19 protein-coding genes are annotated in these 26708 nt (G+C 71.3%); 12 read left to right on the top strand and 7 right to left on the bottom strand.

The annotated features are described in order from the left end of the window. Nucleotides 1-115 precede the first annotated feature (115 nt). Complete coding sequence (locus QHF85_RS16860; protein ID WP_281328219.1) at nucleotides 116-808, bottom strand: SOS response-associated peptidase; 693 nt, start codon at nucleotides 806-808, stop codon at nucleotides 116-118. Between the two features lie 174 nt (nucleotides 809-982). Here QHF85_RS16860 and QHF85_RS16855 point away from each other — a divergent pair, with 174 nt between their 5' ends. Genes QHF85_RS16855 through QHF85_RS16840 form a run of 4 tightly spaced genes read left to right on the top strand, consistent with a single transcriptional unit; the run spans nucleotide 983 to nucleotide 10700 of the window. After that, entirely contained in the window at nucleotides 983-1459 is a 477-nt protein-coding gene (locus QHF85_RS16855) for a nuclear transport factor 2 family protein (RefSeq protein WP_281328218.1), read from the top strand. Nucleotides 1460-1513: 54 nt separating this feature from the next. Beyond that, nucleotides 1514-4693 carry a hypothetical protein gene (locus tag QHF85_RS16850; protein WP_281328217.1) on the top strand — a complete coding sequence of 1060 codons (3180 nt, stop codon included), beginning with the start codon at nucleotides 1514-1516 and terminating at the stop codon, nucleotides 4691-4693. Beyond that, nucleotides 4690-7644, top strand: a complete 2955-nt coding sequence (locus QHF85_RS16845; protein ID WP_281328216.1) for a hypothetical protein — start codon at nucleotides 4690-4692, stop codon at nucleotides 7642-7644. The genes QHF85_RS16850 and QHF85_RS16845 overlap by 4 nt, the downstream gene beginning before the upstream one ends. Then, nucleotides 7641-10700 carry a hypothetical protein gene (locus QHF85_RS16840; RefSeq protein ID WP_281328215.1) on the top strand — a complete coding sequence of 1020 codons (3060 nt, stop codon included), beginning with the start codon at nucleotides 7641-7643 and terminating at the stop codon, nucleotides 10698-10700. The genes QHF85_RS16845 and QHF85_RS16840 overlap by 4 nt, the downstream gene beginning before the upstream one ends. 31 nt (nucleotides 10701-10731) lie before the next feature. Here QHF85_RS16840 and QHF85_RS16835 read toward each other — a convergent pair whose 3' ends face one another. The 4 genes from QHF85_RS16835 to QHF85_RS16820 form a co-directional block, all read right to left on the bottom strand. Then, nucleotides 10732-11295: a type 1 glutamine amidotransferase domain-containing protein gene (locus QHF85_RS16835; protein ID WP_281328214.1), complete on the bottom strand. Its 564-nt coding sequence runs from the start codon at nucleotides 11293-11295 to the stop codon at nucleotides 10732-10734. A gap of 77 nt (nucleotides 11296-11372) precedes the next feature. Then, the gene (rnk, locus tag QHF85_RS16830) at nucleotides 11373-11792 is read right to left on the bottom strand and encodes a nucleoside diphosphate kinase regulator (RefSeq protein ID WP_281328213.1); all 420 of its coding nucleotides are present in this window, start codon (nucleotides 11790-11792) and stop codon (nucleotides 11373-11375) included. Between the two features lie 79 nt (nucleotides 11793-11871). Next, nucleotides 11872-12012 carry a hypothetical protein gene (locus QHF85_RS16825; protein ID WP_281328212.1) on the bottom strand — a complete coding sequence of 47 codons (141 nt, stop codon included), beginning with the start codon at nucleotides 12010-12012 and terminating at the stop codon, nucleotides 11872-11874. 242 nt (nucleotides 12013-12254) lie between these two features. Continuing rightward, complete coding sequence (locus QHF85_RS16820; protein ID WP_281328211.1) at nucleotides 12255-12470, bottom strand: hypothetical protein; 216 nt, start codon at nucleotides 12468-12470, stop codon at nucleotides 12255-12257. A 256-nt stretch (nucleotides 12471-12726) separates the two neighbouring features. Between QHF85_RS16820 and QHF85_RS16815 the strand changes: the two genes are divergently transcribed. The 8 genes from QHF85_RS16815 to QHF85_RS16780 all read left to right on the top strand — a co-directional run bounded on the left by QHF85_RS16815 (nucleotide 12727) and on the right by QHF85_RS16780 (nucleotide 22722). Continuing rightward, entirely contained in the window at nucleotides 12727-15015 is a 2289-nt protein-coding gene (locus QHF85_RS16815) for a VIT and VWA domain-containing protein (protein ID WP_281328210.1), read from the top strand. Continuing rightward, nucleotides 15015-15581 carry an RNA polymerase sigma factor gene (locus QHF85_RS16810; protein ID WP_281328209.1) on the top strand — a complete coding sequence of 189 codons (567 nt, stop codon included), beginning with the start codon at nucleotides 15015-15017 and terminating at the stop codon, nucleotides 15579-15581. Before QHF85_RS16815 ends, QHF85_RS16810 begins: the two co-directional genes overlap by 1 nt. Further along, the gene (locus QHF85_RS16805) at nucleotides 15578-15820 is read left to right on the top strand and encodes a hypothetical protein (protein ID WP_281328208.1); all 243 of its coding nucleotides are present in this window, start codon (nucleotides 15578-15580) and stop codon (nucleotides 15818-15820) included. Before QHF85_RS16810 ends, QHF85_RS16805 begins: the two co-directional genes overlap by 4 nt. A 68-nt stretch (nucleotides 15821-15888) precedes the next feature. Next, entirely contained in the window at nucleotides 15889-16518 is a 630-nt protein-coding gene (locus QHF85_RS16800; protein ID WP_281328207.1) for a hypothetical protein, read from the top strand. 27 nt (nucleotides 16519-16545) lie between these two features. Then, nucleotides 16546-17367 (top strand): MYXO-CTERM sorting domain-containing protein, encoded by an 822-nt coding sequence (locus QHF85_RS16795; RefSeq protein WP_281328206.1) that lies wholly within the window; start codon nucleotides 16546-16548, stop codon nucleotides 17365-17367. 175 nt (nucleotides 17368-17542) lie between these two features. Beyond that, nucleotides 17543-19579, top strand: coding sequence for a hypothetical protein (locus QHF85_RS16790; RefSeq protein WP_281328205.1), 2037 nt, complete (start codon nucleotides 17543-17545; stop codon nucleotides 19577-19579). Nucleotides 19580-20103: 524 nt separating this feature from the next. Next, complete coding sequence (locus QHF85_RS16785) at nucleotides 20104-20793, top strand: HAD family hydrolase (RefSeq protein WP_281328204.1); 690 nt, start codon at nucleotides 20104-20106, stop codon at nucleotides 20791-20793. Nucleotides 20794-20832: 39 nt separating this feature from the next. Next, the gene (locus tag QHF85_RS16780; protein WP_281328203.1) at nucleotides 20833-22722 is read left to right on the top strand and encodes a M2 family metallopeptidase; all 1890 of its coding nucleotides are present in this window, start codon (nucleotides 20833-20835) and stop codon (nucleotides 22720-22722) included. A gap of 446 nt (nucleotides 22723-23168) precedes the next feature. Here QHF85_RS16780 and QHF85_RS16775 read toward each other — a convergent pair whose 3' ends face one another. Together QHF85_RS16775 and QHF85_RS16770 are read right to left on the bottom strand one after the other, a co-directional pair. Next, nucleotides 23169-24233, bottom strand: coding sequence for a hypothetical protein (locus QHF85_RS16775; protein WP_281328202.1), 1065 nt, complete (start codon nucleotides 24231-24233; stop codon nucleotides 23169-23171). A gap of 240 nt (nucleotides 24234-24473) precedes the next feature. Further along, complete coding sequence (locus tag QHF85_RS16770; protein ID WP_281328201.1) at nucleotides 24474-26594, bottom strand: DUF4215 domain-containing protein; 2121 nt, start codon at nucleotides 26592-26594, stop codon at nucleotides 24474-24476. Nucleotides 26595-26708: the final 114 nt, after the last annotated feature.

The raw sequence follows: 26708 nt of genomic DNA, 5'->3' as shown, positions 1-26708 counted from the left end.
ACGCGCGAAGCCGGCGCGTGTCGCGCAAAGATCGCGCGGAGGCGGTATGTCCTGTGCGCGGGGTGCTGATGCCTGGACGTCGCACTGATGTCCGCGACCCTCGCATGCCGCGGGTTCACGGTAAATCCTGCGCGAAAAGGGGACGCACGTTTTCCGGTCCCTCGTTGCGGGGGTTGTTGACGCGGGTGGAGACGGGCGTCACGACGAGGTCGTCGCCGACGCGCGCGGCGACGATCGACTGCAGGAAATCGGCACGTTGCTCGTCAGGATCCAGCCAGGGTCCGTAGGCATCCGGGGCGAGGATGACGGGCATCCGATCGTGGACGTCCGCCACGGCCGCGCGGGCCTCGGCCGTCAGGATGGTGAAGGTCTCGAGCGTGCTGCCCTCGGCGTTCTTCCAGCGCGCCCAGAGGCCGGCGAAGGCGAAGGGCGTCTCGCCTGGCATGTGGATGCGGCAGGGCTGCTTCTTGCCGGTGCCGAGCTTCTTCCACTCGTAGAAGCCGTCGGTGACGACGAGGCAGCGCTTCGACTTGAAGCTCGACCGGTACGCGGGCTTCTCGGCGGCGGTCTCGACCCGGGCGTTGATCATGCGATCGCCGATCGAGACGTCCTTCGCCCACGAGGGGACGAGGCCCCAGCGGGCGAGCTCGATCGTGCGGGGCGCGCTGGGTGCGAGGACACGCACGATGGGCACGTCCTGGGTGGGCGAGACATTGAAGCGCGGCGAAAGGAGCGGAACCTGCTCGACCCCGAAGAGCGGTCCGAGCAAGTTCGGCGCTACGTTGGTCAGGGTGTATCGGCCACACATGGGAACATCCGAAACATCGGGAGGCGACGCGGCCGGCGTACATGGCGGACGCGTCTGGCGAGGACGCACCCGCCGCGGGCGTTCGTACCACATCGAGGGGCGCTCGTGGGAAGGAGGATGCGAGCCCCTCCGCGTCCCTTCCGCGTGTTGACAAGGGGACGAGCGGCGGCGACGATGCCGCGCCCGATGGCGATCCACGCGCTCTCCCGTGACGATTTGCTCGTCCTCGTCGACAACTTCGTCGACGCGTTCAACCGGAACGACCTCGACGCCGTGATGCAGCAATTCGTGGAGGACGCGCTCTACGTGACGTACGACGGCAAGGAGCACCGGGGCAAGGCGCGGATCCGCGCTGCATTCGAGCCGCAATTCCGTGGAGAATTCGGCAAGGTGTCATTCATCACGGAGGACCGGCTGCTCGACGAGGAGGCCGGCAAAGCAATGGTGCGGTGGACCTGCCGGCACGAGCTCGAAGGAGGGCAGGCGGCGCTGCCGGGGCTCGCCGAGGTGCGAAACCTGGTGGTCCGCGGGGTGTATGGGCGGGTCTTCGCCTGGCAGGGGCTCGACGTGCTGCATTTCGAGGGGGGCAAGGTGCGCGAGAAGCGCACGTATTCGCAGGCGCACGTGCCGCTCGGGCGCGGGGCGAGGTAGCAAAAACCCCTAGGACCCAGGCGCCGCTTTCGCTACCGTCGGCGCGCTTTCCCGATGCTGGGACGACTCGACCGACCGTCTCTCCTCGCCGCGGCCCTCGCGCTCGGGGCCTGCACGCGCCCCGCGCCTGCGCCGGCGCACGCGACGAGCGAGCCCGAACGAGCGCCGTCCCTCGGGCTCGACGCGCCGCTGCTCGGCGGGGCGCGGCTGTTTCATACGGCGGTCGACGACGCGTTCTGGGTGTCGCACGAGGCGGATCGGGATCGGCTGGTCTCGGCGGGCGTGCGGTTCGAGCTCGCGCCGGAGACCGGCGAGGTGCTCGGGGCGGCGTGGGACGTCGATCTGGCGCTGAAGAGTGATCCGCTCGTCGGGTCGCTCGTGGTCGCGCCGCACCTCGGCGGCGGGTTCGTCCACTGGAGCCGCGGGCGTGTGTTCCGGTCGGACACGTTCACGGGGCCGCTGCGGCCGGTCACGGTCGCCGGGGCGCTCGGGATCGGGGCGGTGCGCGGGGCGCGGAGCGGGCTCGACGCGGTGGTCGTGTTCGGCGAGGCGGGGACGGCGGCGCTGCGGAAGGACCGCGACGAGCTCGAAGCGCCGAGCGAGGCGGGGCTCGCGGATTTCGCGGCGCTCGACGGCAAGCGCGCGATGCGCGTCGACTACCTCGGTAGGCTCGCCTCGACGGGGGACGGGGGGGCGACGTGGAACGACGCGTCCGGCGTCGCGGGGCTCGGGAGCAAGACGTTCCTGGTGCAGCCGGGCGCGCTCGCCGTGGATACGTGGATGGGGCGGTTCCCCCTCGGCGCGGACGGGCGGCTCGGGCCGATGGAGGGGACGCAGCACGGATCGTCGCATGGGCGCGGGTTCGAGCCGATCCTGCCCGGTTCGAGGGCGGACGATCGGAACGCTTGGTGGATCTGGCGGGATACGCCGCCGATCCAGGCCGCGGTGCTCGGCGGGGCGAGGACCGCGGCGGGGCGGGCGCTCGCGATGACGCCGTCGGCCGTGGCGGAGGTGGATCTCGCCCGGGCCTCGCTCCTGCGCGCCGTGACGGATTTTCCGCAGCCGGGGCTGATGTGCGGGGCGGTGGCGGGACCCGAGGCGCCGCTCGTCGTGTGCGGCTGGGAGATGTACCAGGACACGAGCTCGTACGTGATGAGCCTGCGGGACGGGGCGTTCCCGCCCGTGGTCGAGCGTGCCTTCAGCGACGACGGCTACTTCGTGTCCGACGACGCGGGCGCGCTCGCGTTCGTGGGGTCGTGCAAGTTCACGCCGCGGCTGCTCGATCCGAACGATCCGACGCGGATGGACCTCGGCAGCGAGATCCGGCCGGCGACGCGGATCTGCGTGCGGCGAGGGCCGGACGACTGGGTCGAGCACGCGATCGAGCTCTCGCCCGGGCAGGAGGTGTACGGCTGGGCGCCGCGGCGGGACGGGACGGCGGTGGCGCTGGTCGTCGATCCCCGCGCGGAGGGTTTGCCCGAGGGGAAAAACGACACGCCGAGCGTGGTCGTGCAGGGCGGCGTGCGGATCGTGCGGGTGCCGGCCGATGTCTCCGGGATGGTGTTCTCGCGCCCGTCGTTCAATCCGTACGGCATGTACGCGGGCGGCATGCGCGGGCCGCTCGGGCCGCTCGTGGAGCGGCGGTTCCAGGCGCGCGAGGACGGCTCGGTCGAGGGCTGGGTGGTGTCGCCGAACGGGGGCGAGGTGGGCGGCGTGTATGCCGGTGTCGTCGTGGATCCGCGCGGGCGGGTGACGACGTTCCCCACGCCGCCGCGGGTCCTCGGCATGATCGTGACCGGCGACTTCGGCGTGGCGCTCACGCGGGACGGCGATCTGTACGAGACGATCGATCACGGCCGGAGCTTCCGCGCGGCGGGGCGATCGCCGCTGCCTCCCGCGGCCTTCGGCGGGTTTTGCTCGCCGCTCGGGTGCGTGATCGGCCCCATGACGCGCCTCGGCTGGGGTTCGACGGGCGCGGCGCCCGTGGTGTACCCGGCCAAACCCTTCGAGGAGCCGGAGCCGAAGGCGCCGCTGCGCCTCACGTGCACGCCGACCGGCAAGCCGGAGCTCGTGCCGGAGGCGGCGATCGTGCCGGACAAGGGCCGATTGTCGTGGCAAACGGGTCTCGGCGACGTGGTCACGCTCGTGCGCGAAGTGGAGAACGCGCCCGGGGAGGAAGCGGGGATCGCGGGGATCCCGCCCGAGCTCGCGCAGATGCTACCGCCGGAGGTGCTCGCGCAGATCCCGAAGGACGCGCTCCAGGCGATGGTGAAGGGCGCGCAGGCCGCGCAGCTCGGCAATGTCGTACCGTCGACGGCGGCGAAGACGCCGCCGCGGAAGGCGAGTGGCCTGGCGCTGCGCACGCACTCGCTCCTGATGCGGGCGCCGTTCGAGCTTTCCGCGTCGCCGCTCCGGATCGACGCGACGGGGGCCGACCTGGAGGACGCGCGGCGCGTGGTGGTGACGCCGCTGCTCACGCCGAAGGGGGAGATCGGGCTGCTGTTCGTGACGGACAAGCACGAGCTCGTGGCGACGAACGAGCGGGTGACCATGCTGCCGCTCTTCGAGCCGCGGCGCTACGCGACGAGCGAGGGCGGGTCGGGTGGCGGGCTCTTGCTCGGGCCGGAGCGCGCGCTCGTGCTGGGCGACATGCGCCGGCGCATGACGATCGAGGACCACGGGCAGGCGCCGCTGCGACCGCCCGTCTTCGTGGGCCAGGAGCGCGACACGGGCGCGCGAAGGCCGCTCACGCTGGCGCGGCGGGACGACGGGGCGATCGGGCTCTTGCTCTGGGACGGGAGCCCGCCGCGCGTGGTCGCGGTCGCGGAGCTCGATCCGGCGACGCTGAGCCCGCGGCCGCGGAAGCCGCTCGCGCCGTGGTCGACCGCGACGCCGGCCGACGATCCGCGCTGCAAGAAGGCCACGGGCTTTCGCGCGCTCGTGCCGATGGAGCCCTCGGCGTGGCTCGGGCTCGACACGCGCGCGCTGCCGGGCGTGACCCTGCGCGCGTCGGGCGCGGCCCTCGTGCGCTGGACGGAGGAGCGTGTGTGCGTGGAGGCGCTCGACGTCGGGGCGGAGCGCCGGCCCGACGACGGCACGCGCAGCGAGGGGAACCTGGTCGTGCGCTGGGAAGCTTCGGGCGGCAAGCGCCGCGGCGCCATGCTCCAGGCGGGCGGGCTGCGGCAAGAGCTCGCCTGCAAGCTCGAACCGGCGCCGGAGGAGCGAGCCCGATGAAGCGCGCCGCCCTCACGTCGGCCTGCGCGCTGCTCGTGGCCGCGGCGAGCTGCACGGGGGCGCGTCCCGAGCCGATCACGCCTCCGCCCGCGGGGACGGCGCGCACGGCGGAGAAAGCAGCGCCGCGGGCGTCGACGCTGGGCCCGCCGCGCTGGGTCGTGCCGGACGGGGCGGCGTGGATCGAGCGGACCGAGGGCGGGGTCGATCGGTCGCTCGCTGGAGGCCGCCGGGTGGAATCGCGCGGCGCCGACGTGATCGCGCGGGCCGAGGACACGAGCGATTTCGATGGGGCAGCGGCGGCCCCGCCGTGGAGCGCCGGGCCGGCCGCGCCCGCGCGGTACGTGCTGTGGCGGGAGCGCGAGGTGTTTGGCGCGGCCACGTGGCTCGGCGAGGCCCGACCCCTCGGGAAGCTGCCGGCGACCGTGGAAAGCGCGTTCGATTGGGTCGACGGCGTCGGGCTCGTGACGGAGGCCGGCGTGTTCGTGGTGTCGCCCGCGGGAGGCGCGCCGCGGAGGCTCGACCTGCCCGGGTTTGCCACCGGGCTCGCGGCCGACGCGCGCCGCGCGCTCGTGCTGACCGTGTTCGGCCACGCGCGCCTCACGACGGACGGCGGCGCGACCTTCCGCGACGTGTCGGCGGAGCTTCCCGACGCGACGGAGATCGAGGTCCGCGGCGAGGATCTGCACGTCCTCCTCCGGGGCGAGGAGAGCCGGCTCGTCGACGCGCGTGGCTCCATCGTGTCGGATCGACCTCCGCAGGGCCCGAAGCGCCACGAGATGCCGCCCGACCTCGACGATCAATGGCCCGAGGATTCCGCCGTGTCGCCCCTCGTCGGGGCGGCCGCGTACGGCCTGCGCTGGCGCGAAGGGGACGCCCTCGCGGTCACGGAGGGCGCCGTCGCGCGGGTCGACCTGCGCACGGGCCGGGCGACCGCGCTCCTCGCGCTCGAGACGTCCGACGACACGTGCGAGGCGCTCCGCGTGAAGGACGGCCCGCTGCTCGTCTGCGAGTCGAAGAACCGCGCCACGGTGCTCGACCTGGAGAACGGCGGGCGCCTGGAGCGAACGTTCGACCTGCCGGACGCGCCGATCTGGGATCGCTTCGTGGTCGCGGACGGCGAGGCGCTCGGCTTCATCGGCCCGTGCGAAGGGCCCGCGCCGGGCTCGCCCGCCGACGTCGTCGCCTCGGCCTCGCCCACGAACGCCTCGAACCAGAGGAGCCCGGTCTTCTGCGTGCGCAAGGGCCCGGGCGTGTGGGTCGAGCACAGGCTCGCGCCGGCCGACGCGAGCGACGTCGTCGCCTGGATCCCGCGCGCCGAGGGCGCCGCCGTGGCCCTCGTGGCCATCCCCGGCACGGTCCTCCACGCCGCGCCCCGCGTCACCGTGCGCGGCGCCCTCCGCGTGGTGCGCGTGGCCCGCAACGAGCCGCCGCTCGACATCACCACCTACGGCGCCGAGATGAACGGGCTGCTCCAGCGCGACCTCCACGTCACGCCCGACGGCACCATCGAGGGCTGGCTGCCCTCGGCGCACAGCGCGTCGAACCTCGCGGCCGTGACCATCGACCCCGAGGGCCGCCCGCGGCAGCATCCCCTCCCGGCGCAGACCGTCAGCATCGCGACCGCGGGCCGCTTCGGCCTCGTCCGCACCGAGGCCGATCGCCTCTTCGAGACCACGGACTACGGCCGGAGCTTCCGCCTCGTCGCGCCCCCGCCGAGCGGCAGCATCTCCGAGCCCATGTCGTGCAGCGAGGTCGGCTGCCAGGTCGGCACGTTCGTGCGGATCGGCTGGAACGACGGGTCCGCGCCGGAGGCCAAGGACACGGCCCCGCCCAAGGAGAACCCCGAGTACCAGCGCCCGATCCCCGCGCCCCCGCTCGTGCGCCTCGCCTGCCGGTACGCCGGGCCGGGGGAAGGCAAGCGCATCCCCGAATCGTTTGGCCTCGGCTACACGAAGACCCCGATCGCGCGCATGGCGCCCGGCCGCATCGGCTTCACGGGCGGGATGTTCATCCCCTGGAACGGCCCGCAGCCCGCGGGTACGACGGGCGACGCCGAGATCGCCTACGTGCCCCTGCTCGACCTCGCCGCGCCGATCACCCGCGCCACGATCCCGCTCTCGCGCCTTGGTCCGACGCCGTTCCACCCGTACGAGATCCGCCTCGGCTACGTGCTCGACGGCGCGAAGGTGCGGGCCGTGGCGACCTCGGGCATGGGCCGCTGCGCCGCTCCGCTCGTCGACGAGGCCGGCCTGACCCTCCCCATCGGCGGGTGCATCGATGATCCCACGGTGGGCGTCGTGCACGGCAGCCGCGCCCTGCTCGTGAGCGGGACGGGCGAGGGGCAGGCCGTCTCCGCCGTGGAGCTGCCGCGCGGGGCGCCCACGCCCGGCCGCGGCGTCGTCTCGGGCGTACGACGCGAGCTCGGGCAGCTTCACCCGCCCGAGGGCGCGAGCCGCTTCGACCTCGCCGCCGGCCTGCGCGGGCAGGACCCGGTCGTCGTCGCCGTGGACGCGGGCGGCGAGGCCGTGCTCGCGCCGCTCGACCCGGATCGGGGCACCCTCGGCCCGGAGAAACGCCTCGCGTCCCTCGAAGGCCTCGCCGCCGGCTCGGATCCTCGCTGCGCGCCCCAGCCCGACGACGCCCGCGTGGTCCTGCCCTTCGACACGGAGATCGGCCTCGCGCAGGGCACGCTCCTCGGCATCGTGGCGAGCGGATCGGCGGGGTTCGCCGTCCTGCGCTGGTCGCCGTCCCGCGTCTGCCTCGAAGCCGTCGAGCTCGCGGTCCGCGACGAGCGCCACGAGACCGAGATCGGCTACTACGACCCGCCGGGCACGGTCCGCAAGCTCATCGCCCGCTTCGACGGCAAGGGGCCCGGCAAGGGCACGCTCGTCGTCCTCGGCTTCGGCGCCGAGGTCCGCCAGCCGCTCACCTGCGAAGGCATCGTCCGATGAAGAAACGCGCCTTCCCCGGGGCCGCGCCCATCGCCCTCGTCGCCCTCGCCGCCTCGTTCGCCGCCTGCTCCGCGAAGCCCGCGCGCCCGGACGCCGCTGCCCCGCCGCCCTCGCCGCTGCGCCCAACCCCCGCTGCCGCGCCCGAGCCCCTCCTCGGCCCGGCCCGGTACATCCTCGCCGAGGGCGTCGGCGTCTCCTTCGACCAGGCCGGCCGCGCCTCCGCCTTGCCGCGCCGCGAGCCTGCCGTCGCCTCGGGCAACCGCCTCCTCCTCGAGGGCGGCCTCGTCGTTGCCGAGGCACGTGGCCCCGAGATGCTGTTCGGCTTCCGCTCCTTGCCGGCGCGCCTCGGCGGCGGCTACGTCTTCTGGTCGGAGGCGCGCACCTACCGCGCCGACACCTTCCTCGGCGAGCTCCGCCCCATCGCCCAGATCGCGGCCGTGTCTGCGAGCCCCTGGCTCGACACCCTCGTCCTGCACACCGATCTCGGCCTGCTCGAGCTCGACCCCCGCGCCCCGAGCCCCGCCCTCCGCCGCACCGACCTCGCGCGCTTCTCCGAGGCCGTCTCCCTCGACGGCAAACATGGCGTCCGCCTCGACGCCTTCGGCCGCACCGAGATCACGACCGACGGCGGCAAGACCTTCCGCGACCTCACCGCCGAGCGCGGCGTGCGCACCTACGGCTTCGACGAGGGCGCATCGGACAGGCTCCTCCTGCTCAACAGCAGCCGCCAACCTACGGTCGCCTTCGACCCTGCCAAAGGCCTCGTCCCCATCACCCCGGACCCGCCGAATGACCTCGGCTGGGGCACGATGCTCTCCGCCACGGAAGAAACACCTTCCCCGAGCCGCAACCTCGCCCCTTCCGAGCTCGCGAGCGCCGTCTTTGCCGGGGCCCGCCTTCCGGGCGGACGCGCCCTCGTCACCCGCGAGCAATCCGTCCGCGTCCTCGCCCTCACCACCGGCCAGGCCCTCGACGACGCCCTCCTGACCGGCGTCGCCGAGCCCTTCGCGCACTGCCAGCCCATCCCCCGCGGCGCCGACGTCCTGCTCGCCTGCACCCACCCCCACGGCGCCCACGTCCTCGCCCTCCAGGACGACCCCTCCGCGCCGCGCCTCGAAGCCACCTTCCCCGAGCCCTCCACCTTCCTCGCGGGCCTCGGCCAGCGCTTCGCGTTCACCGGACGATGTGGCGCGCTCGTCCCCACGGTCGCCGATTTCCGCGGCGCCCCGCCCGTCAACGACGGCCAGCCGAAGCTCTTCGGGCCCACCGAAGTCGAGACGCCCCCCGCCGACCCGCCCGAGCCGCTCGACCCGACCTCCGCCGACGACGCCTACGTCTGTGTCCGCGGCGCCGACGGCGCCTGGACCGAGCGACGCCTCACCGGCGACGACGCGACCCATCTGTACCGGTTCCTCCCCGGCGATGGCGGTACAGCCACGGCCCTCGTCCTCCGCAGCAAGGACACGAAACCCGCCTCCGAACCCGCGCCCGAAGGCGTCCGCGTCATCCGCGTCGACCCCGAGGATCCGGCCCTCGGCGGCGCCGCCTTCCCGGCCGTCCTCACGCCCATGGAGGAGCCGCCCTACCGCTCGATCGACCGTGATTTCTGGCTCGACGAAAAAGACGGCTCCATCCACGGCTGGATCGTCCTGCCGCCCGAAGGCGAGTCCGCCGAAGACGCCGAGCGCCCCGAGCCCATCCCCCAGGGCCGCTCCGAGCGTTTGCTCCCCGTCTCCACGCGCCTCGGCGGCCGCTTCGCCGGCGTCCACATCCAGCCCGACGGCCGCGTCGAGGTCCACCCGCTCCCGCCCGGCGTCGTCGAGCTCATCCGCGGCGGCCCCTTCGCCCTCGCGCGCGGCGCCGAGGCCGACGGCGCCGCCACCTACCACGAGACCACCGACGGCGGCCGCACCTTCCGCCCCGTCGCCCCGCCCCCCGTCGGCGAGCTCAACGCCGCCTACGACGCGAGCTTCATCCAGGGCTGCTCCGAGCTCGGCTGCGCCCTCGGCGACGGCATCGTCCGCCTCGGCTGGGGAAGCCCCCCGCCCGCGGCCCCGCCGCCTCCACCTCCCGACATCGCCCCCGCGGCCGAGCCGCCCGTCAAGCGCCTCGGCTCCCTCCCCCTCCGCTGCCGCATCGAACGCCCTAGCGCCCCCGCGCCGCGCGACGCGGGCAAAACCGACGCCGGCCCGGCGCCCCTCCCCGCCTCGCTTCTCCTTCCGCCCGGCGTCGCCGTCGGCGTCGTCCGCGCCGGCAACTTCGACGTCGACGTCGCCCTCCCCTTCGACCCGCGCCCCCCGCGCCGCGCCACCTTCAAGGCCCCTCCCTCTCCCCGCGTCGAGGGCGCCTTCGTCCCCGTCCTCCTCGCGCCCGACGCCTCGCCCGTCGGCCTCTTCCTCCGCACGACCGAGCTCCGCTTCGACCTCGGCCTCCCGGGCGCCCCGACGAGCAAGGACCCCGTCGCCCTCCGCCACCACGGCATCTTCACGGTCGCCGCCGACCTCGGCCACGGCGACCTCCTCGCGCTCGAAGCCGCGAACGGCGACCTCTCCCTCCTCCGCGGCGGCCTCCTCCGCCGCCTCGTGCAGATCGACCGCGTCCTCGACGCCACCCGCCTCCGCATGGGCCTCGCGCGCCGCCGCGGGGGCGACGCCGCGTCCCCTCGGCTCGCCTTGAGCGCCGTCTCCGGCACCTCCGGCGACATCCTCCTCGCCGACCTCGACCTCGCCCGCGCCACCGTCGGCCCCGTCCACGTCGCCGGCAGCCTCACGAACCTCGACGCCTCCCCGACGTGCCGCCCGGACCCCGACGCCTACCGCCTCCTCGCCGACGTCCTCGTCGACGTCCAGTTCGACCCGCCGAGCCCCGATCGTGACGCTTCGAGCCTCGGCGCCACGGCCCTCGTCGCCGTCTCGGCCGGCCGGGTCTGCTTGGAGGGGCTCGAAGTCCGATTGCGTCAGAAAAATGCGACGCTCGGCGTGCGTTTTCCGTCCCCCGGCGCGGCGATCGTGCGGGAGGCCGGGCGCCACGACGTGGCGATCTGTTCGAGCCCGTGAGGGCTTGCCCCGACGTACGGTCGCTCGGACGCTACGCCGCCCTCACCCCGATCCGGGTCTTCGCGAAGAGCGCGATCATCGCGTTGTTGAAGGCGGGAATGTCGTCCGGCTTCCGGCTCGTCACGATCTGATTGTCGTTCACCACTTCCCGATCGACCCACGTCGCGCCCGCATTCACGAGGTCCGTTCGCACGGACGGCCACGACGTCACCTGACGACCCCGCACCACGTCGGCCTCCACCAGCATCCAGGGCCCGTGGCAAATGGCCGCGAGCGGCTTTCCGGCGTCGAAGAACGCGCGCACGAACTGGACGGCCGCTCGGTTCATCCGCAGCTTGTCCGGATTGATCACGCCGCCCGGCAGGAGGAGCGCGTCGAAATTCTCGGGCCGCGCGTGCGCGAGCGGCACGTCCACGTTGATCGAATCTCCCCATTGGCCGGATTTCCAGCCCCGCACCTGCCCGCTCACCGGCGACACGATCGCCGTCTGCGCGCCTGCCGAATCGAGCGCTCGCCTCGGCTCCATCAGCTCACTCTGCTCGAAGCCATTCTCCACGAGAATCGCCACCCGCATCCCCCCGAGCTCGCTTGCCATGACACCCTCCGTTCCACGTCGCTCGCAAGCAAGGCTTCTGCCACGAAAGCCGCCGGACGAGCCCAAAGACCCGCGCGTCAGAGCTGGAAATTCCCCGCGGCCTCGGGCTGATAGGGGACGGCGAGCACGCGCAGCCGCCTGGAACCCGCCGCGGGCATCGGCCACGTGATGCCCTGGCCCACGGAGAGCCCGAGCAGCGCCGTTCCAATGGGCGAAAGAATGGACACGCGCCCTTCCTCGACGCGCGCGTCCCGTGGATACGTGATCACCACCTCGCGGCGCTTCTGCGTCACCTCGTCCAGATAAAGCACCAGGCTGTTCATCGTCACCACGTCGCCCGGCACGGCGGCCGGCGCGACGAGGCGGGCGCGCGCGATCTCCGTGTCGAGCGCCTCTGCGGCGGCGCGCGTGGCGCCTTCGAGATGCAGCTCGACGACCAGGCGAAGGCGCTCTGCGTTCTGGGTCGTGATCACGAGGTTCGGAGCAGTGGGGTACATGGGCGTGGACCTCCCGGGGCACGAGATGAAATGGCGACGCTCGGGCGCGGCACGACGCGCGCGCCACGCCTGATGGGAATCATTCGTCCGGCGTATCGTCGTCGCCCTCCGGGCCCAGGACCTGGAGGAGCGACCGCAATCCGACGACGCAAGACACGAACAGCCCGAGCTTCACGAAAAGCACGAGCTCGGAGCGCGTGAGAATGTACGAAAACCTCATCGTCCCCTCCAGGATCGAAATCGCGGACGAGCGGCGTCGCGGCGCACGCACGAAGGCCCGTGGATCCAGCCCTCGCCGGCGCGCCGAACGAAATCAGGCGCTCCGTGCCGACCGAGATCCCGGCGCTCGTGGCGACGACGCGAATCCCAAAGGACGAGGCGCGCGGAACGCCGATCGCCGCCGGCGCCCGATCCGTGAAGACGACACGAAATGGACGCGGCGGCGGCTCTGCGCTGCCCCGGCTATGGCTCCGCGCGCTCGGACGGCGGGCCCCTCGCCAGATCAGGCGCCCGCAGCTCGGCCCCCAAACGCCGCGGATCGAGCAGATCGGTGACCTTCACGTGCTTCGCGCGGCTCATGCCACGCCCGAACATGAGCAGGCCCGGATCTGGAGGCTCGTTCACGTCGCAGCCGCTCACGGTTCGCGCTGCGGAGATGGTCTCCGGGGTGTTCGTCATGGCGGCAGACGCTCGTTCATCACCTTCGGAGACATAGGTGAGAAAGGCAAGCGTAAAGATTGCGCCGCCCATTATGGAGAACGCACGGACATCCTTCACGAATCGCCATTGCTTTGACGGCCAACGGATCCGTTCCCGACGGCCTCGCCACCTGCCCCGGCGCCCCCTCTGTCCCGTCTGGTCACCTCGCTCGAGAGCCCGTACGATTTTTTGTCACCAGCCTGCGGCCCCTCTCGTTGGTCGGGCGGAGGCACCGATGACCCTGGCACTCTTCCCCCGCACGACCCCCTCGTCCCCGAACCTCGTCCCCGCCGCGCCCACGAACGGCGCCCGCCTCGTCGCGACCGACGGCCGCGTCCTGCCTCTCCGCGGCGCGACCCTCCAGGCCGACGCCAAAGGCGGCGTCGCGCGCGTCCTCCTCGAGCAGCGCTTCGCCAACCCGCACGACATCCCCCTCGCGGTCACCTACAGCCTCCCGCTCCCGGCCGACGGCGCCGTCAGCGCCTTCTCCTTCCGCATCGGCGATCAGCGCATCGTCGGCGAGATCCGCGGCCGCGACGACGCCCGCGCGCGCTACGAGCAAGCCCTCGTCGAGGGCAAGAGCGCCGCGCTGCTCGAACAGGACCGGTCGAGCCTCTTCACGCAGGAGATCGGCAACATCCCGCCGGGCGCCGAGATCGTCGCTGAGATCGTGATCGATCAGCGCCTCGCCTGGCTCGACGAGGGCGCGTGGGAGTGGCGCTTCCCCACCGTCGTCGCGCCCCGCTTCCTCGGCGAGGAAGGCCGCGTCCCCGACGCCGCGCGCCTCACGCAAGACGTCGCCGACGGCCCGCTGCCCGCGCGCCTCGGCCTCACGCTTCTCGTCCACGACAAACTCGCCGAGGGAAAGACCCCCGAGTCGCCCTCGCATGCCCTCGACATCAGCGGCGATCCGAAGCAGGGCCTCGTCGTGAACCTCCGCGCGCGCGCCGGCGTGCGGCTCGATCGCGACCTCGTCGTGCGCATCCCCGTCGCCACGCCGAAGGTCGGGCTCTCGCTCGACACCTCGCGCCGGCCGGGCGATCTCGCGCAAACGGCCCACGGCCTTCTCACCATCGTCCCGCCCGCCGCATCGCCCGCGCTTCGCCCCATGCCGCGGGATCTCGTGGTCCTCCTCGACACGAGCGGATCGATGGACGGCGAGCCGCTCGATCAAGCACGGCGCGTCGTCTCCGCCCTCATCGACACCCTGCGCGACGATGATCAGCTCGAGCTCATCGAGTTCTCGAGCGCGCCGCGCCGCTGGCAAAACCAGCCCGTCCGGGCCACGACCTCGGCCAAGCGCGAGGCGCTCGCCTGGCTGCGCGCGCTCCGCGCCTCCGGCAGCACCGAGATGCGCGCGGGCATCCTCGAAGCGCTGCACACGCTCCGGCCCGACGCGCAGCGCCAGGTCGTGCTCGTAACCGACGGTCACATCGGCTTCGAGACCGAGGTGCTCCGGGCGATCTTCGACAACCTGCCGGCCTCGTCGCGCCTGCACACCGTGGGCGTGGGCTCGGCCGTGAACCGATCCCTCACCGCGCCGGCCGCGCGCGCCGGCCGCGGCCTCGAAGTCGTCCTCGGCCTCGGCGAGGACCCGGAGCGGGCCGCCGCGCGCCTCGTCGCGCGGACGACCGCGCCGGTGCTCGTGAACCTCGACATCTCGGGCTCTGCGCTCGTCGAGCACGCGCCTCTGCGCCTCCCCGACCTCTTCGCGGCCGCGCCCGTCCTCGTCGCGCTCGCGCTCCGCCCCGAGGGCGGCAGCCTCCTCGTCCGTGGACAAACGCGGGACGGCACCTGGGAAAAGCGCCTCGACGTCCCCGCGATCGACGGAGACGAGGACGGCCCGGCGACGGCGCTCTTCGGCCGCGAGAAGGTCGAGGACCTCGAGCTCGCGCTCGCCCGGGGCGGCGCTCGACACACGATCGACGCAGCCATCGAGCAGATCGGTCTCGATTACAAGATCGCCACGCGCCTCACCTCGTGGCTCGCGGTCTCGCAAGACGTGACGGTCGACCCCGACGACGCGCGGTTCCGCGAACGCATGCCGCACGAGCTGCCGCACGGCATGTCCGCGGAGGGCCTCGGCCTCCGCCCGGCGCAAGCGCCCGTCGCGGGCCCCAAGCAAGCCGCGTCCAAGCCCAAGATCGACCTCAAAGCGCGGCTCGGCAAGACGACGCCCATGGCGGAGCGCACTGCAACCGCAGGCCCGCTCGTGAAGCCGAGCGCGATCGCGGCGCCGTCGGCCGCGCCCCGCGGACTTCCTCCGGCGCCGTCGGCCGCGCCCCGGGCGACCCCGCCGTCCCCGCAGAGCCCCCTCATGCCGGTGCCGTCCCTCTCCGTGGATGCGGATCTCGCCGCGCCGAAGAAGCACGCCTCGCGCCGGGCCCTCGTCCTCCTCGTGCTCGTTTTGCTCGCGCTCCTCGCCGGCTTGCTCTACGCCTTGCGCGAGCCCGCCGCGCCGCCCGCCGCGCCGGGCAGACAGGGCCTCCTGCCCGCGCCCGTCTCCACGATCGCCCCCGCGTGATGCTCGACCTCGACGCCCTCCTCCCTGCCATCGCCGCCGGCGACGCCGACGCCTTCGGGCGCTTCCTCGCCGGCGCCGAGGGCCGCGTCCGCGCGAGCCTCCGCCCCTACGCGACCCGCGTCGACACCGAGGCCGTCCTCCAGGAGACGCTCCTCCGCGTCTGGCAGGTCGCGCCTCGCCACGCGCCCGACGGCCGCCCGAACAGCCTCCTCCGCCTCGCCATCCGCATCGGCCGAAACCTCTGCATCGACGACCTCCGCCGCGCCCGGCTCGCGCCCGTGGAGACCGACGACCTCGACGAGGCGCACATCGACCCCGTCGAGCCCCGCGCCCCCGATCCGCTCCTCCGCAAGCTCATCGCCGATTGCCACGAAAAGCTCCCCGACAAACCTGCCGAGGTCCTCGCGGCCCGGCTCGCGAGCGGCGGGACGGAGCCTGACGAGACGCTCGCCGAGCGCCTCGGGATGCGCATCAACACCTTCCTCCAGAACTTCACCCGCGCGCGAAAAATGCTCGCCGAGTGCCTGGAGAAACACCACGTCGACCTCTCCGTGGAGCTCCGATGAGCGGCAACCCGGGCGACGACCGCGACGCGCTGATCGAGGCCCTCGCCTCCGCCTACCGGGCGCGCGGCGCGCTCGGCGAGGTCCGCACCCACCCGGCCTTTCACGACCTCGACGACGCCGGCCGCGCCGAGGCGTTCGAGGTCGCGCACAAGCAGCGTGTGATGGAAGCAGCGCTGCATCCCGAGGGCCTCTCGACGACCGCGCGCGCCGTCCTCGCGCGCATCCGCGGCGGCGGCTGACGGCCGAACCGCGGTCGCCCGAGCAGACGAACTCGTCCCTTCCGGCGCGTGCGTGGTACCGTCGCGTCATGCACGACGTCCCTTCCCCTCCCAAGGATCGCTTGCGCGCGGCGCACCGCGCCGTGGCCCTGCTCGTCACCGGCTTGGCCATCGTCGCGTGCGGCGGAAACGCGAACTTCCCCGACCGCCCCGACGTCACGACCGCGCAGGCCGCGTGGTGCGATGCCCTCGCCAAGTCCGAGGGCCCGGGCGGCGCCTGGGATCGCATGACCGAGTGCCGCGGCGCCTCCCCCAAGGCCTCCCCGGCGTACATCCGCGGCATGACGAAGTGCTACTTCGACCGCGTCGAGGAGGCCAAGGCCGCCGGCGATCCCGCCGCCGCCGATCGCGCGCTCCTCCTCTCCGAGTGCAACGACAAGGCCCTCGTCGACCTCCCGATGAGTGGCCCCGGCGTCGACGAGGTCATCGACGCCCGCTGCAACCGCGCCACGCGCTGCGAGAAGGTCGAGTTCGCCGAGTGCAAGGCCGCGATGAAGCGCCTCGAGCCCGCGCAGCAGGCCATGTTCACGACGCGGTACAACGCCGCCGCGCTCCACGACATCGCGAGCTGCCTCGGCGGCGGCTGCGGCGACAACGAGGAGCAGGCCCAGGCCGATTGTTACAAGAGCGCCGAGGACAAGCTCCTCTGGTTCCCGTGACCTCTCGAACCTGATAGGTTTTCCGCCATGAAATCAGCGCATATCCAGCAGCCACCGCCGCGTCGCGCGGCCCTCCTCCGCGCGCTCTTCGCCGCCCTCGCGCTCGCGTTCGTGCTCTTCGCGCCGACCGACGCGCGCGCCGCCGGCACCGTCACCCTCGCCACGCGGGAGCCCGAGGAGGTCAACGGCAAGTGGAAGCTGAACTTCACGATCAACTACGGGGCGAAGCCGGACATCTCGTACATCCCGATGATCTTCAGCTTCACGCCCGTCGTGCTCTACGAGCGCTCGCTCACGGACCAGTCGCCCGAGCGCCCCATCCTCACGAGGCTCCCGCTGAAGGGCCAGCCGAGCATCAACGAGAGCATGGACGTCGGCTTCTCCGACGCGAGCGGCAAGGTCTTCAACATCACGAAGTTCGACTTCGTGATCCGTCGTGACAAGGGCTTCGAGGCCGGCGAATACGATCTCAAGATCACCCGCCAGACCGACGGCGCCCAGATGGGCCAGACCATCAAGCTGATCCTCAAGGGCGACAACCCCATCGTCGACCGCCGCGCCATCGTCTTCGCCGGCGAAAAGAAGAAGAAGCCCGCCGAGGAGAAGAAGGACGACGCCGCGGCCGAGAAAAAGGACGGCGAGGGCGCGCCCGCTGCCGCCGCCGAGACGCCCTCCGAGCCCGCGGCCACCGGCGAGACGCCCACCGAGGCGCCTCCCTCCGAGCCCCCCAAGCAAGGCGGCTGCGGCTGCCGCGTCGCCGACGCCCCGGCCCCCGCCTCGGGCGCGCCCCTCGCCGCCCTGATCCTCGGCGCCGCCTTCGCGCTTCGCCGCAGGCCGTCCCGCCGCTGATCCTCCGCCTCCTGCCCGGCACTCCACGTTCCCGCGCAGATCGAAAAGCCTGACGCGTCGGGCAATCCCGTTGGAAAGTTGCCACTTCGCCCTGTAGAGCCTCTCCGCTCAGTGGTATCCTTCTGCCCTCTCGCCCGCCAGGTACGGTCGGCGACACCACACGTTGGAGAGGGGCATGCGCAGACGCTTCGCATTTCTTGGTATCGTGAGCGCGCTCGGCGTGGCGATGTTCGCCTATGGCTGCAGCGCCAACAGCTCGAACAGCTCGGGCGGTGACGGCGGCGACGCCGGCGATTGGAGCAGCAGCAACACCAGCTCGGGTGGACAGGGCGGCGAGGGCGGCTGCCTGTTCAACTGCGGACAGGGCGGCAGTGGCGCCGACCCGAACGTCCAGCAGCTCATCATCACGCCGCTGAACCCCACGCTGAGCGTCGTGGACCTCAACAAGCCGACGCAGGTCTTCACCGTGAAGACCCAGGCCGGCCAGGACGTGACGAACCTCGTCTCGTGGGTCTACGAGCGGCCGGACATCGGCGACATGACGGGCGCGACCTTCGCGCCCACGGGCAACGTCGGCGGCACCGGCGTCCTCACGGCGAAGCTCAACAACGCCGAGGCGAACACCAACGTCACGGTCAACGTCAAGAAGACCGTCAACGGGGCGGGCCTCGATCCCGCGCAACAGGCGGCCTTCGACAACCCCATCGGCCCCGACCCGGGCGTCCAGATCGTCTATCCGTACCACGACACCGTCTTCCCGCTCGGCGTCCTCGCGCCCGAGATGCAGTGGAACGGCGTCGGCGGCACCGAGACCTACCGCCTCAAGATCACCGAGAAGCACATGGAGTACGTCGCGTACTTCCAGGCCGGCGCGCCGGCTCGGTATCTGATGGACCAGAAAGACTGGGAGTACATCGGCGCCTCCGGCACGGGCGCGCAGAGCGACCCGGTCATGGTGCAGCTCTCGCGCCTCGCGCCCGGCGGCGGCGCGTATGCGCCCACGAGCCAGACCTGGCACGTCGCGCAGGGCCGCGTCCGCGGCGCCGTGTATTACTGGGAGCTGCCCGGCAACTGCGGCGGCAACTCGAACGGCCGCATCCTCAAGATCAAGCCCGACTCCGCCACGCCCGAGGAGTTCTTCAACCCCGGCGGCTGCTGGGGCTGCCACACGGTCAGCCGTGACGGCAAGACCATGATGGCCACGCTCGACACGGGCACGCCCTTCCCGCAGATCACGGTCGACCTCACGCAGGCCCCTGCGCAATACGGCGCGATCCCGCCCGGCTCCGGCCTCGGCGGCACCTTCAGCGCCTTCAACCACACGAGCGACAAGATCCTCGTCAGCAACGACGCGGCCTCGAGCCCGCCGAACTCCATCCTGCGCATCGTCAGCGCGGCGGGCGGCGCCGTGCTCAACAGCAACGCCATGGGCAACGGCTGCGGCGAGCCCGCGTGGTCGCCCGACGGCACGAAGCTCGCGGCCATCTGCGGCCTCACCGGCGGCGGCTGGATCTTCGACGCGTCGGGCGGGTATCTCGCCACGGGCGACGTCGCGGCCGACGGCGTCACCGTGTCGAACGTTCATCCGATCGTCCCGCAGGCTGGCGCGCCGGGCCGCCCGGCGTACCCGAGCTTCACGTCCGACAGCCAGTACATCGCGTACGGCCGTCCCACGTCGGGCTCGCGCTCGACGGGCAACGGCGACCTCTGGCTCACCAAGCCCGACGGCACCGACGTGAAGAAGCTCGCGATCGCCTCCAGCGACAACAAGAGCTTCAACCCCGTCTTCGCGCCTCAGCGCGCGGGCGGTTATTACTGGCTCGTCTTCATCTCGCGCCGCGACTACGGCAACACGCTCGTCAGCACGAACCGTCAGCAGCTCTGGATGACGGCGATCGACGACCCGCCGACGGCGGCCGATCCCTCGCACCCGCCCTTCTACATGCGCGGCCAGGAGGGCTGCGGCCTCTCCGAAAACGCGTACATGGCGAAGGAGCCTTGCAAGGAGCAGGGCGAGGGCTGCGTGACGGGCGCCGATTGCTGCGGCGGCCAGTGCATCAAGGACCCGGCGAGCGGCGCGTACGTCTGCGGCGAGCCCCCGCCGCCAGGCTCCTGCTCCGAGACGGGCAACGCGTGCACGACGAAGGCCGACTGCTGCAACCCGACCGACGAGTGCATCGACGGGTTCTGCGCGCAGAAGCCGCCGAAGTGACCTCCTGACCTCACCCTCCCCCTTCCTCCCTCTCCGCGCGGCGGAGAGGGAGGGGGCTCTCATCCCCACGCACTGTCGATCAGGCATCGGCGTGGTCGCCTTCCTCCCTGACGCCATGTCGATCAGGCATCGGCGTGGTCGCCTTCCTCCCTGACGCCATGTCGATCAGGCATCGGCGTGGTCGCCTTCCTCCCCGACGACATGTCGATCAGGCAACCGCGTGGTCGCCTTCCTCCCCGACGACATGTCGATCAGGCATCGGCGTGGTCGCCTTCCTCCCCGACGACATGTCGTTCAGGCAACCGCGTGGTCGCCTTCCTCCCCGACGACATGTCGTTCAGGCAACCGCGTGGTCGCCTTCCTCCCCGACGACATGTCGATCAGGCATCCGCGTGGTCGCCTTCCTCCCCGACGACATGTCGATCAGGCAACCGCGTGGTCGCCTTCCTCCCCGCGCCTTCTTTCCGAGCAGCCGACCACACGCCACGGCGAGCGCGCCTCCCCGCCTCTGACATACTGCGCGCGTGCTCCCCACCGTCCTCCTGTTCGACATCGACGGCACCCTCATCGACACCGGCGGCGCGGGCCGCCGCTCCATGGAGCGCGCCTTCGCGCACGTCACCGGCCGCGCCGACGCGTGCTCGTTCTTCTCGTTCGATGGCATGACCGATCGCGCCATCGTCCGCCGCGGCCTCGAAGGCCTCGGCGCGATCGCCGACGACCCCTCGATCGACCGTGTCCTCGCCGCCTACCTCGACGCGCTCGTCGCCGAGGTCGCGGCCTCCACGGGGTACATCACCCACCCCGGCGTCGACGTCGTCCTCGATCGCGCCGCCAAACATCCCCACATTGCGCTCGGCCTCGGCACAGGCAATGTCCGGGACGGCGCCCGCATCAAGCTCGACCGCGTGCGCCTCTTCGATCGTTTCTCCTTCGGCGGCTTCGGCTGCGACCACGAGGAACGCGCGTCGCTCCTGCATGCCGGCGCCCGGCGCGGCGCCGAGCGGCTCGGCAAGGAGCCGGGCGATTGCCGCATCGTCGTCATCGGCGACACGCCCAAGGACATCGCGGCAGCCCGCGCCATCGGCGCCGAGTCACTCGCGGTCGCCACCGGCAGGTTCGTCGCGGGAGACCTGCGCGAGGCCGGCGCCACGTTCGTCTGCGACAATCTTCTTTCGCCGGGCGTGTGCGCAATGCTCTTCCCGGACGCCTAGTTTCCGGATTATACCGGGCAAAACCTCGGAGCCCGGTTCATGAAACAACGCCCCTACGCCTCGCTCGCCCTCGCCGCCCCGCTCGCGCTCGCCGCCGCCGTCGTCGCGTGTAACACCGAGCCGCCCCCGCCCACGGCGACGACGGCCTCGGCGACGCCCGCGCCGGGGCAATCCCAGGCGCCCGCGGCCAAGCCCCCCACGGCCGAGGAGGCGCACGGGTTCACCCTCCGTGTCAACGACGAGCTCAAGAAGCTCTGGACCGCCTCGGCGCGCGCGTCCTGGGTGAACAAGACGTACATCACGGACGATACGACGGCGCTCTCGGCGGCGGCCGAGGAAGCCAACATGGAATACCTCGGCACGGCGATCACGGGCGCCACGCGCTTCGACGGCATGACGCTGCCCGAGCCCGTCGCGCGCCAGCTCAAGCTCATCAAGATCTCGAGCACGCTGCCCGCGCCTCCGGACCCGAAGAAGCGCGCCGAGCTCGCGCAGATCGCCGTCTCGATGGAGGCCGATTACGGCAAGGGCAAGTATTGCCCGCCGCGGCTCGAAGGCAAATGCGAGAACCTCGACGAGCTCTCGAACATCATGGCGAAGAGCCGCAAATACGACGAGCTGCTCGACGCCTGGACGGGCTGGCATTCGATCGCGCCGCCGATCCGCGAACGGTACACGCGTTATGTGGAGCTCGGCAACGAGGGCGCGCGCTCGATTGGGTTCTCGGACATGGGCGCGCTCTGGCGCGCGGGCTACGACATGACGCCCGAGGCGTTCGAGGCCGACACCGAGCGGCTCTGGAACCAGGTCAAGCCGCTCTACGACGAGCTGCATTGCCTCGTCCGCTCGAAGCTCCGCAAGCTCTACGGCAAGGACAAGATCGGCGACAAGGCCCCGATCCCTGCGCACCTGCTCGGCAACATGTGGGCGCAGGACTGGTCGAACCTCTACGACCTCGTCACGCCGTATCCGACGGAGGCCTCGCTCGACGTCTCGAAGGCGCTCGTCGACAAGAAGGTCGCCCCCATTGAAATGGTCAAGATGGGCGAGCGGTTCTTCACCTCGCTCGGCCTCGACCCGCTGCCGAAGACATTCTGGGAGCGCTCCATGTTCGTCCGCCCGCGCGACCGCGAGGTCGTCTGCCACGCGAGCGCCTGGGACGTCACCTACGGCGGCGACATCCGCATCAAGATGTGCATCGAGCCAAAGGAGGAGGATTTCATCACGATCCACCACGAGCTCGGGCACGACTATTATTACGCCTACTACCACACGCTCCCGGTCCTCTTCCAGGCGGGGGCGAACGACGGCTTCCACGAGGGCATCGGCGACACGATCGCGCTGAGCGTGACGCCGGGCTATCTGAAGACGATCGGCCTGCTCAAGGACGCGCCCGAGAACCCGAAGGCCGAGACGAACTTCCTGATGAAGCAGGCGCTCGCGAAGATCGCATTCCTGCCGTTCGGCAAGCTCATCGATCAATGGCGCTGGGACGTCTTCGCGGGCAAGACGGCGCCGGACAAGTACAACGAGGCCTGGTGGGTGTTGCGTCAAAAATACCAGGGCGTCGCGGCCCCGGTCCCGCGCAGCGAAAAGGATTTCGACCCCGGCGCGAAGTTCCACGTCCCCGGCGGGACGCCCTACACGCGCTACTTCCTGGCGCACATCTACCAGTTCCAGTTCCACCGCGCGCTCTGCAAGGCAGCCGGGCACACGGGCCCGCTGCACACCTGCTCGATTTACGGCAACAAGGCGGCCGGCGACAAGCTGAAGGCCATGCTGGCGATGGGCGCGAGCAAGCCCTGGCCGGAGGCGATGAAGGCAATCTCCGGCGAGACGCAAGGCGACGCGAGCGCAATCCTCGAATATTTCGAGCCCCTGCGGAAGTTCATCCGCGAGGAGAGCAAGGGCGAGACCTGCGGCTGGTGAGGGCCTGAAGGAGCCGCCGAGCCGGGGCTCTGCCCCGGGCCCCGCGGGGGCTGTTCGCCCCTCGACCCGAACCAGGGCCAGCCCTGGACCTTTTGGGGAAGAACTGCGCTACGCGCAGTTCTTCCCACAGGCCGGTGGGACCGCGCTGCCGGTTGAACCGTCAGCGCTGCCGTCTTGGCTGGCAGGGTCGTCGCTGGTCTTGACCCGGCCGTTCGATGAACTGCGCATTACGCAGTTCTTCCCACAGGCCGGTGGGACCGCGCTGCCGATAGAACCGTCAGCGCTGCTGTCTTGGTTGGCAGGGACGTCGCTGGTCTTGAACCCGGCTGTTCGATGAACTGCGCATTGCGCAGTTCATCGACCCTCAGTCCAGCGCGGGCGCTGGTCCGGGTCCAGGGGCGGACAGCCCCTGGTGGGGCCTGGGGCAACGCCCCAGCGAGGCGCCCTCAGAACAGAAGCCCGCAGAGCTGACTGCCTGGGCAGCATATGTCGAGCCCGCCGCCTACCTGGTCCGTGTGTGCGCAGACCCGCGAGCCTTTGCTCGGGTAGTAGTAGGCCCAGAAGAAGCACATCTCGTCGTTTGCCGACTCGCCGAAGCCCACCTCCTGGTTGCTCTGGTTGTCCCACGAGCATGTGAACCGGAAGCCCCCGCCCTCCGGGACCTCGAACGGCGGGTCGTGATACACCGTCGGCGGCTCGCTCCAGAGCCAGCCATCCACCTTGTACACCGAGGTATCTGCCCCGGCCTTCGACGGGGCCCACGACACGGTCACGTTCTTGCCCCACTGGTGCGTGTGGCCCGTGATTCCGAAGAACTTCGAGCCGGCGAGGTCCGACGGCAGTGCCATGAACGTCGGCCCGAGCGACGCCGACGTATGCGGCGCGATCTTGATGTCGGGGTTGCCGATGAAGAGGAAATCGGCCTCGTCTTTGAAGTCCGCCTCTTTCATCGTGTAGAACGTCGACGTCGCCGACACCTCGATCTCCTCGAGCGATGCGTTGAGGTAATGCATCTCCAGCCGCACCATTTGCTTCGGCTGCATCGTGAATGCGACGCCGTCCGGCAGTGTCAGCGTGTCCTCGTGTTTCTGTGTGATCATCACCGGCGCGCCCTTCGTCGGGTCGAGCGTGTCGGCGAACGGCTGACAATCGAACGGCGCGAGTTGCTCCTCCGTGTCGTTCGTCCGGTACACGATGAGGTGATGCGAGCCGTTCGGCAGCACGTTTTGAATCTGGTGGATCCGCACGAGCTCGTCATTGCCGAGCGCCTTCACCACGCATTGCGTCCGCTCCGTCCCTGCGGCGACCTTCACGGGGTCGAACGTCACGGTATACGACGTCGTCGCGGGCCCGCTGCCGCCGCTCCCGCCGCTCCCGCTGTTGCTGCTGCTGCCGCCGCTCCCCCCGCTCCCGCCCGTCCCCCCGGGCCCAGCCCCGAGATCGACGTTGCCGGAGCTCGAACAACCGACCATTGCCAAAGAAATGGCGACCACGGGAAGAAGCATTCTCATGGGAATCTCGCTTTCATCACGGCAAGGAGCGCGCGTGCACGCAAAGATAGCCCGGCGCCGACGACGACGTCCATGCTTTTCGCAAAGACGCACCGACTTCCGCAATGGTCGCAATTTTGGATGAGAGCAAAAAAAAGCCCCTCTCCCGAGAGGGGGGTTTGGGGGCGTAGCTCGGCTTGTCCGAGCGTAGCCCCCAAGCGGGAACAGAGGGGTTGGGGTGAGGGAGTCGCCCCGTGAGGATCAGGCGCGCGCCGACCGGCGACGACGCCGGAAGGGCACGAGCAGGGCTGCGAAGAGCGCGCCGAAGAGGCCCACCGAGGTCTTCGCGTCGCTCTCGCCCGCCACGGTGCAGTCGCAGCCGCCCTCGACGTTCTCGGTGCCGGAGCCCGCCGAGCCGCCCGCGCCGCCGCCCGCGCCGCCTGCGCCGCCTTCGCCGTTCGACTCCACGCGGCAGTTCGCGTCGCAGCCGTCGCCGGCCGTCGTGTTGCCGTCGTCGCACTGCTCGCCTTCGGTCTCGACGCCATTGCCGCAGGCCGTCGCCGAGCAGTTCGAATCGCAGCCGTCGCCGTCGACGTCGTTGCCGTCGTCGCAGTCCTCGCCGTCCGTCACGACGCCGTTGCCGCAGCCCGTCGACTTGCACGACGCGTCGCAGCCGTCGCCGTCGACGTTGTTGCCGTCGTCGCACTCCTCGCCGAGCGTCTGGATGCCGTTTCCGCACGCCGTGACCGAGCAGTCCGAATCGCAGCCGTCGCCGTCGCTCTTGTTGCCGTCGTCGCAGGCCTCGCCCTCGTTGACGATCGCATTGCCGCAGGCGGGCAGCTTGCAGTTCGAATCGCAGCCGTCGCCGTCGTCCGTGTTGCCGTCGTCGCACTCCTCGGGCGCCGTCGTGATGCCGTTGCCGCAGATGCTCGGCGTGCAGTTCGAATCGCAGCCGTCGCCGTCGACCGTATTGCCGTCCTCGCAGACCTCGCCGGCCGTGAGCACGCCGTTGCCGCAGGCCGTCGCCGTGCAGTTCACGTCGCAGCCGTCGCCGTTCGTGTCGTTGCCGTCGTCGCACGTCTCGCCGACGCCGACGAACCCGTTGCCGCAGGCCGGGTTGAGGCAGTTGCCGTCGCAGCCGTCGCCGCCCACGGTGTTGCCGTCGTCGCAGAGCTCGCCGCCCGTCACGATGTTGTTGCCGCAGCCCGTCGGCGTGCAGTTCGCGTCGCAGCCGTCGCCGTTCGCCGTGTTGCCGTCGTCGCAGGTCTCGGTCCCGGCCATCACGCCGTTGCCACACGCCGTCGGCGTGCAGTTCGAATCGCAACCGTCGTTGTCCACGGAGTTGCCGTCGTCGCAGGTCTCGCCCGCCGTCACGAAGCCGTTGCCGCAGCCCGTCGGCTTGCAGTTCGCGTCGCAGCCGTCGCCGCTCACGGTGTTGCCGTCGTCGCACGTCTCGCCGGCCGTCACGACGCCGTTGCCGCAGGCCGTCACGGTGCAGTTCGAATCGCAGCCGTCGCCGTCGCTGACGTTGCCGTCGTCGCAGACCTCGCCCGCCGTGACCACGTTGTTGCCGCAGGCCGTCACGGTGCAGTTGACGTCACACCCGTCGCCGCTCGCCTCGTTGCCGTCGTCGCAGGCCTCGCCCGCCGTCTTCACGCCGTTGCCGCAGGCCGTCGCGGTGCAGTTCGAATCGCAGCCGTCGCCGTCGTCCGTGTTGCCGTCGTCGCACGTCTCGCCCGCGTCGGCCTCGGCCGTCCCGTCGCCGCAGGCGCCGACATCGAGCGTCATGACGATGTGCATGTCCGCGAAGCCGGCTACCGCGAGATCCGTGATCTCGGCGAGGCCGAACGCGGCGCAGGCCTCCGAACGGATGTAGCTCGGCGCCGACTGCCCGGCCGCGTTCGAGCCAATGTAGAAGGCGGTGCCGGTCGCATCGCCGTCTGGCGAGTTGATCTCGACGACAATCTGGTCCTGCGTATCGAAGGAGAGGTTCGGGTTCAGGGGGACGGTGATCAGCGACGCCTGCTGATCCGGGACCGTCACGGTGTAGATCGGGCCAAACGGGACGAGGTTCGCCTGCACCATCGTCGAGTTGAGCGTGTAGAACTTGATGAAGACGTCCTGCGGGCCGCCGGCCGACTCGTCGACGCCGAACTGCACGCTGCGGATCCCGCTCGCCGGAATGCCGAGGCCGAAGAGATCGAACACGCGATAATACGAATTCTCGGCCGTGACCCCGCCGCCGCCGCATGCCACCGAGTTCCCATAATCGACCGTGTTGGGATCGGTGTTTTGCGTGATGGGCGCGGCGTTGGCGATACTCGTCACTCCGAGCAGCGCGCCGACACACAACACCCCGAAGAACCCTCGTTTGATCATCATACCCTCCAAGCCACCTCGAGGGCCGCGGTCGCCAATATCGCCCGCCCTGCCGCTTCACGCGGCGAGAGACGAGACGAGACTTCCGGGAGTCGGGCCCGTGGATGGTCAAATATT

The sequence above is a fragment of the Polyangium sp. 6x1 genome, assembly GCF_029946515.1.
Taxonomy (GTDB): domain Bacteria; phylum Myxococcota_A; class Polyangia; order Polyangiales; family Polyangiaceae; genus Polyangium.
The sequence above is the reverse complement of the archived record's forward strand: the minus strand, read 5'-3'. Positions and strand labels throughout refer to the sequence as shown.

Coding starts and splice junctions, on each gene's coding strand:
- QHF85_RS16850 (WP_281328217.1), top strand. CDS start 1,514: ATGCTGGGACGACTCGACCGACCGTCTCTCCTCGCCGCGGCCCTCGCG.
- QHF85_RS16820 (WP_281328211.1), bottom strand. CDS start 12,470: ATGACGAACACCCCGGAGACCATCTCCGCAGCGCGAACCGTGAGCGGC.
- QHF85_RS16780 (WP_281328203.1), top strand. CDS start 20,833: ATGAAACAACGCCCCTACGCCTCGCTCGCCCTCGCCGCCCCGCTCGCG.
- QHF85_RS16800 (WP_281328207.1), top strand. CDS start 15,889: ATGCACGACGTCCCTTCCCCTCCCAAGGATCGCTTGCGCGCGGCGCAC.
- QHF85_RS16775 (WP_281328202.1), bottom strand. CDS start 24,233: ATGAGAATGCTTCTTCCCGTGGTCGCCATTTCTTTGGCAATGGTCGGT.
- QHF85_RS16795 (WP_281328206.1), top strand. CDS start 16,546: ATGAAATCAGCGCATATCCAGCAGCCACCGCCGCGTCGCGCGGCCCTC.
- QHF85_RS16825 (WP_281328212.1), bottom strand. CDS start 12,012: ATGAGGTTTTCGTACATTCTCACGCGCTCCGAGCTCGTGCTTTTCGTG.
- QHF85_RS16840 (WP_281328215.1), top strand. CDS start 7,641: ATGAAGAAACGCGCCTTCCCCGGGGCCGCGCCCATCGCCCTCGTCGCC.
- rnk (WP_281328213.1), bottom strand. CDS start 11,792: ATGTACCCCACTGCTCCGAACCTCGTGATCACGACCCAGAACGCAGAG.
- QHF85_RS16835 (WP_281328214.1), bottom strand. CDS start 11,295: ATGGCAAGCGAGCTCGGGGGGATGCGGGTGGCGATTCTCGTGGAGAAT.
- QHF85_RS16810 (WP_281328209.1), top strand. CDS start 15,015: ATGCTCGACCTCGACGCCCTCCTCCCTGCCATCGCCGCCGGCGACGCC.
- QHF85_RS16815 (WP_281328210.1), top strand. CDS start 12,727: ATGACCCTGGCACTCTTCCCCCGCACGACCCCCTCGTCCCCGAACCTC.
- QHF85_RS16855 (WP_281328218.1), top strand. CDS start 983: ATGCCGCGCCCGATGGCGATCCACGCGCTCTCCCGTGACGATTTGCTC.
- QHF85_RS16770 (WP_281328201.1), bottom strand. CDS start 26,594: ATGATGATCAAACGAGGGTTCTTCGGGGTGTTGTGTGTCGGCGCGCTG.
- QHF85_RS16790 (WP_281328205.1), top strand. CDS start 17,543: ATGCGCAGACGCTTCGCATTTCTTGGTATCGTGAGCGCGCTCGGCGTG.
- QHF85_RS16860 (WP_281328219.1), bottom strand. CDS start 808: ATGTGTGGCCGATACACCCTGACCAACGTAGCGCCGAACTTGCTCGGA.
- QHF85_RS16805 (WP_281328208.1), top strand. CDS start 15,578: ATGAGCGGCAACCCGGGCGACGACCGCGACGCGCTGATCGAGGCCCTC.
- QHF85_RS16845 (WP_281328216.1), top strand. CDS start 4,690: ATGAAGCGCGCCGCCCTCACGTCGGCCTGCGCGCTGCTCGTGGCCGCG.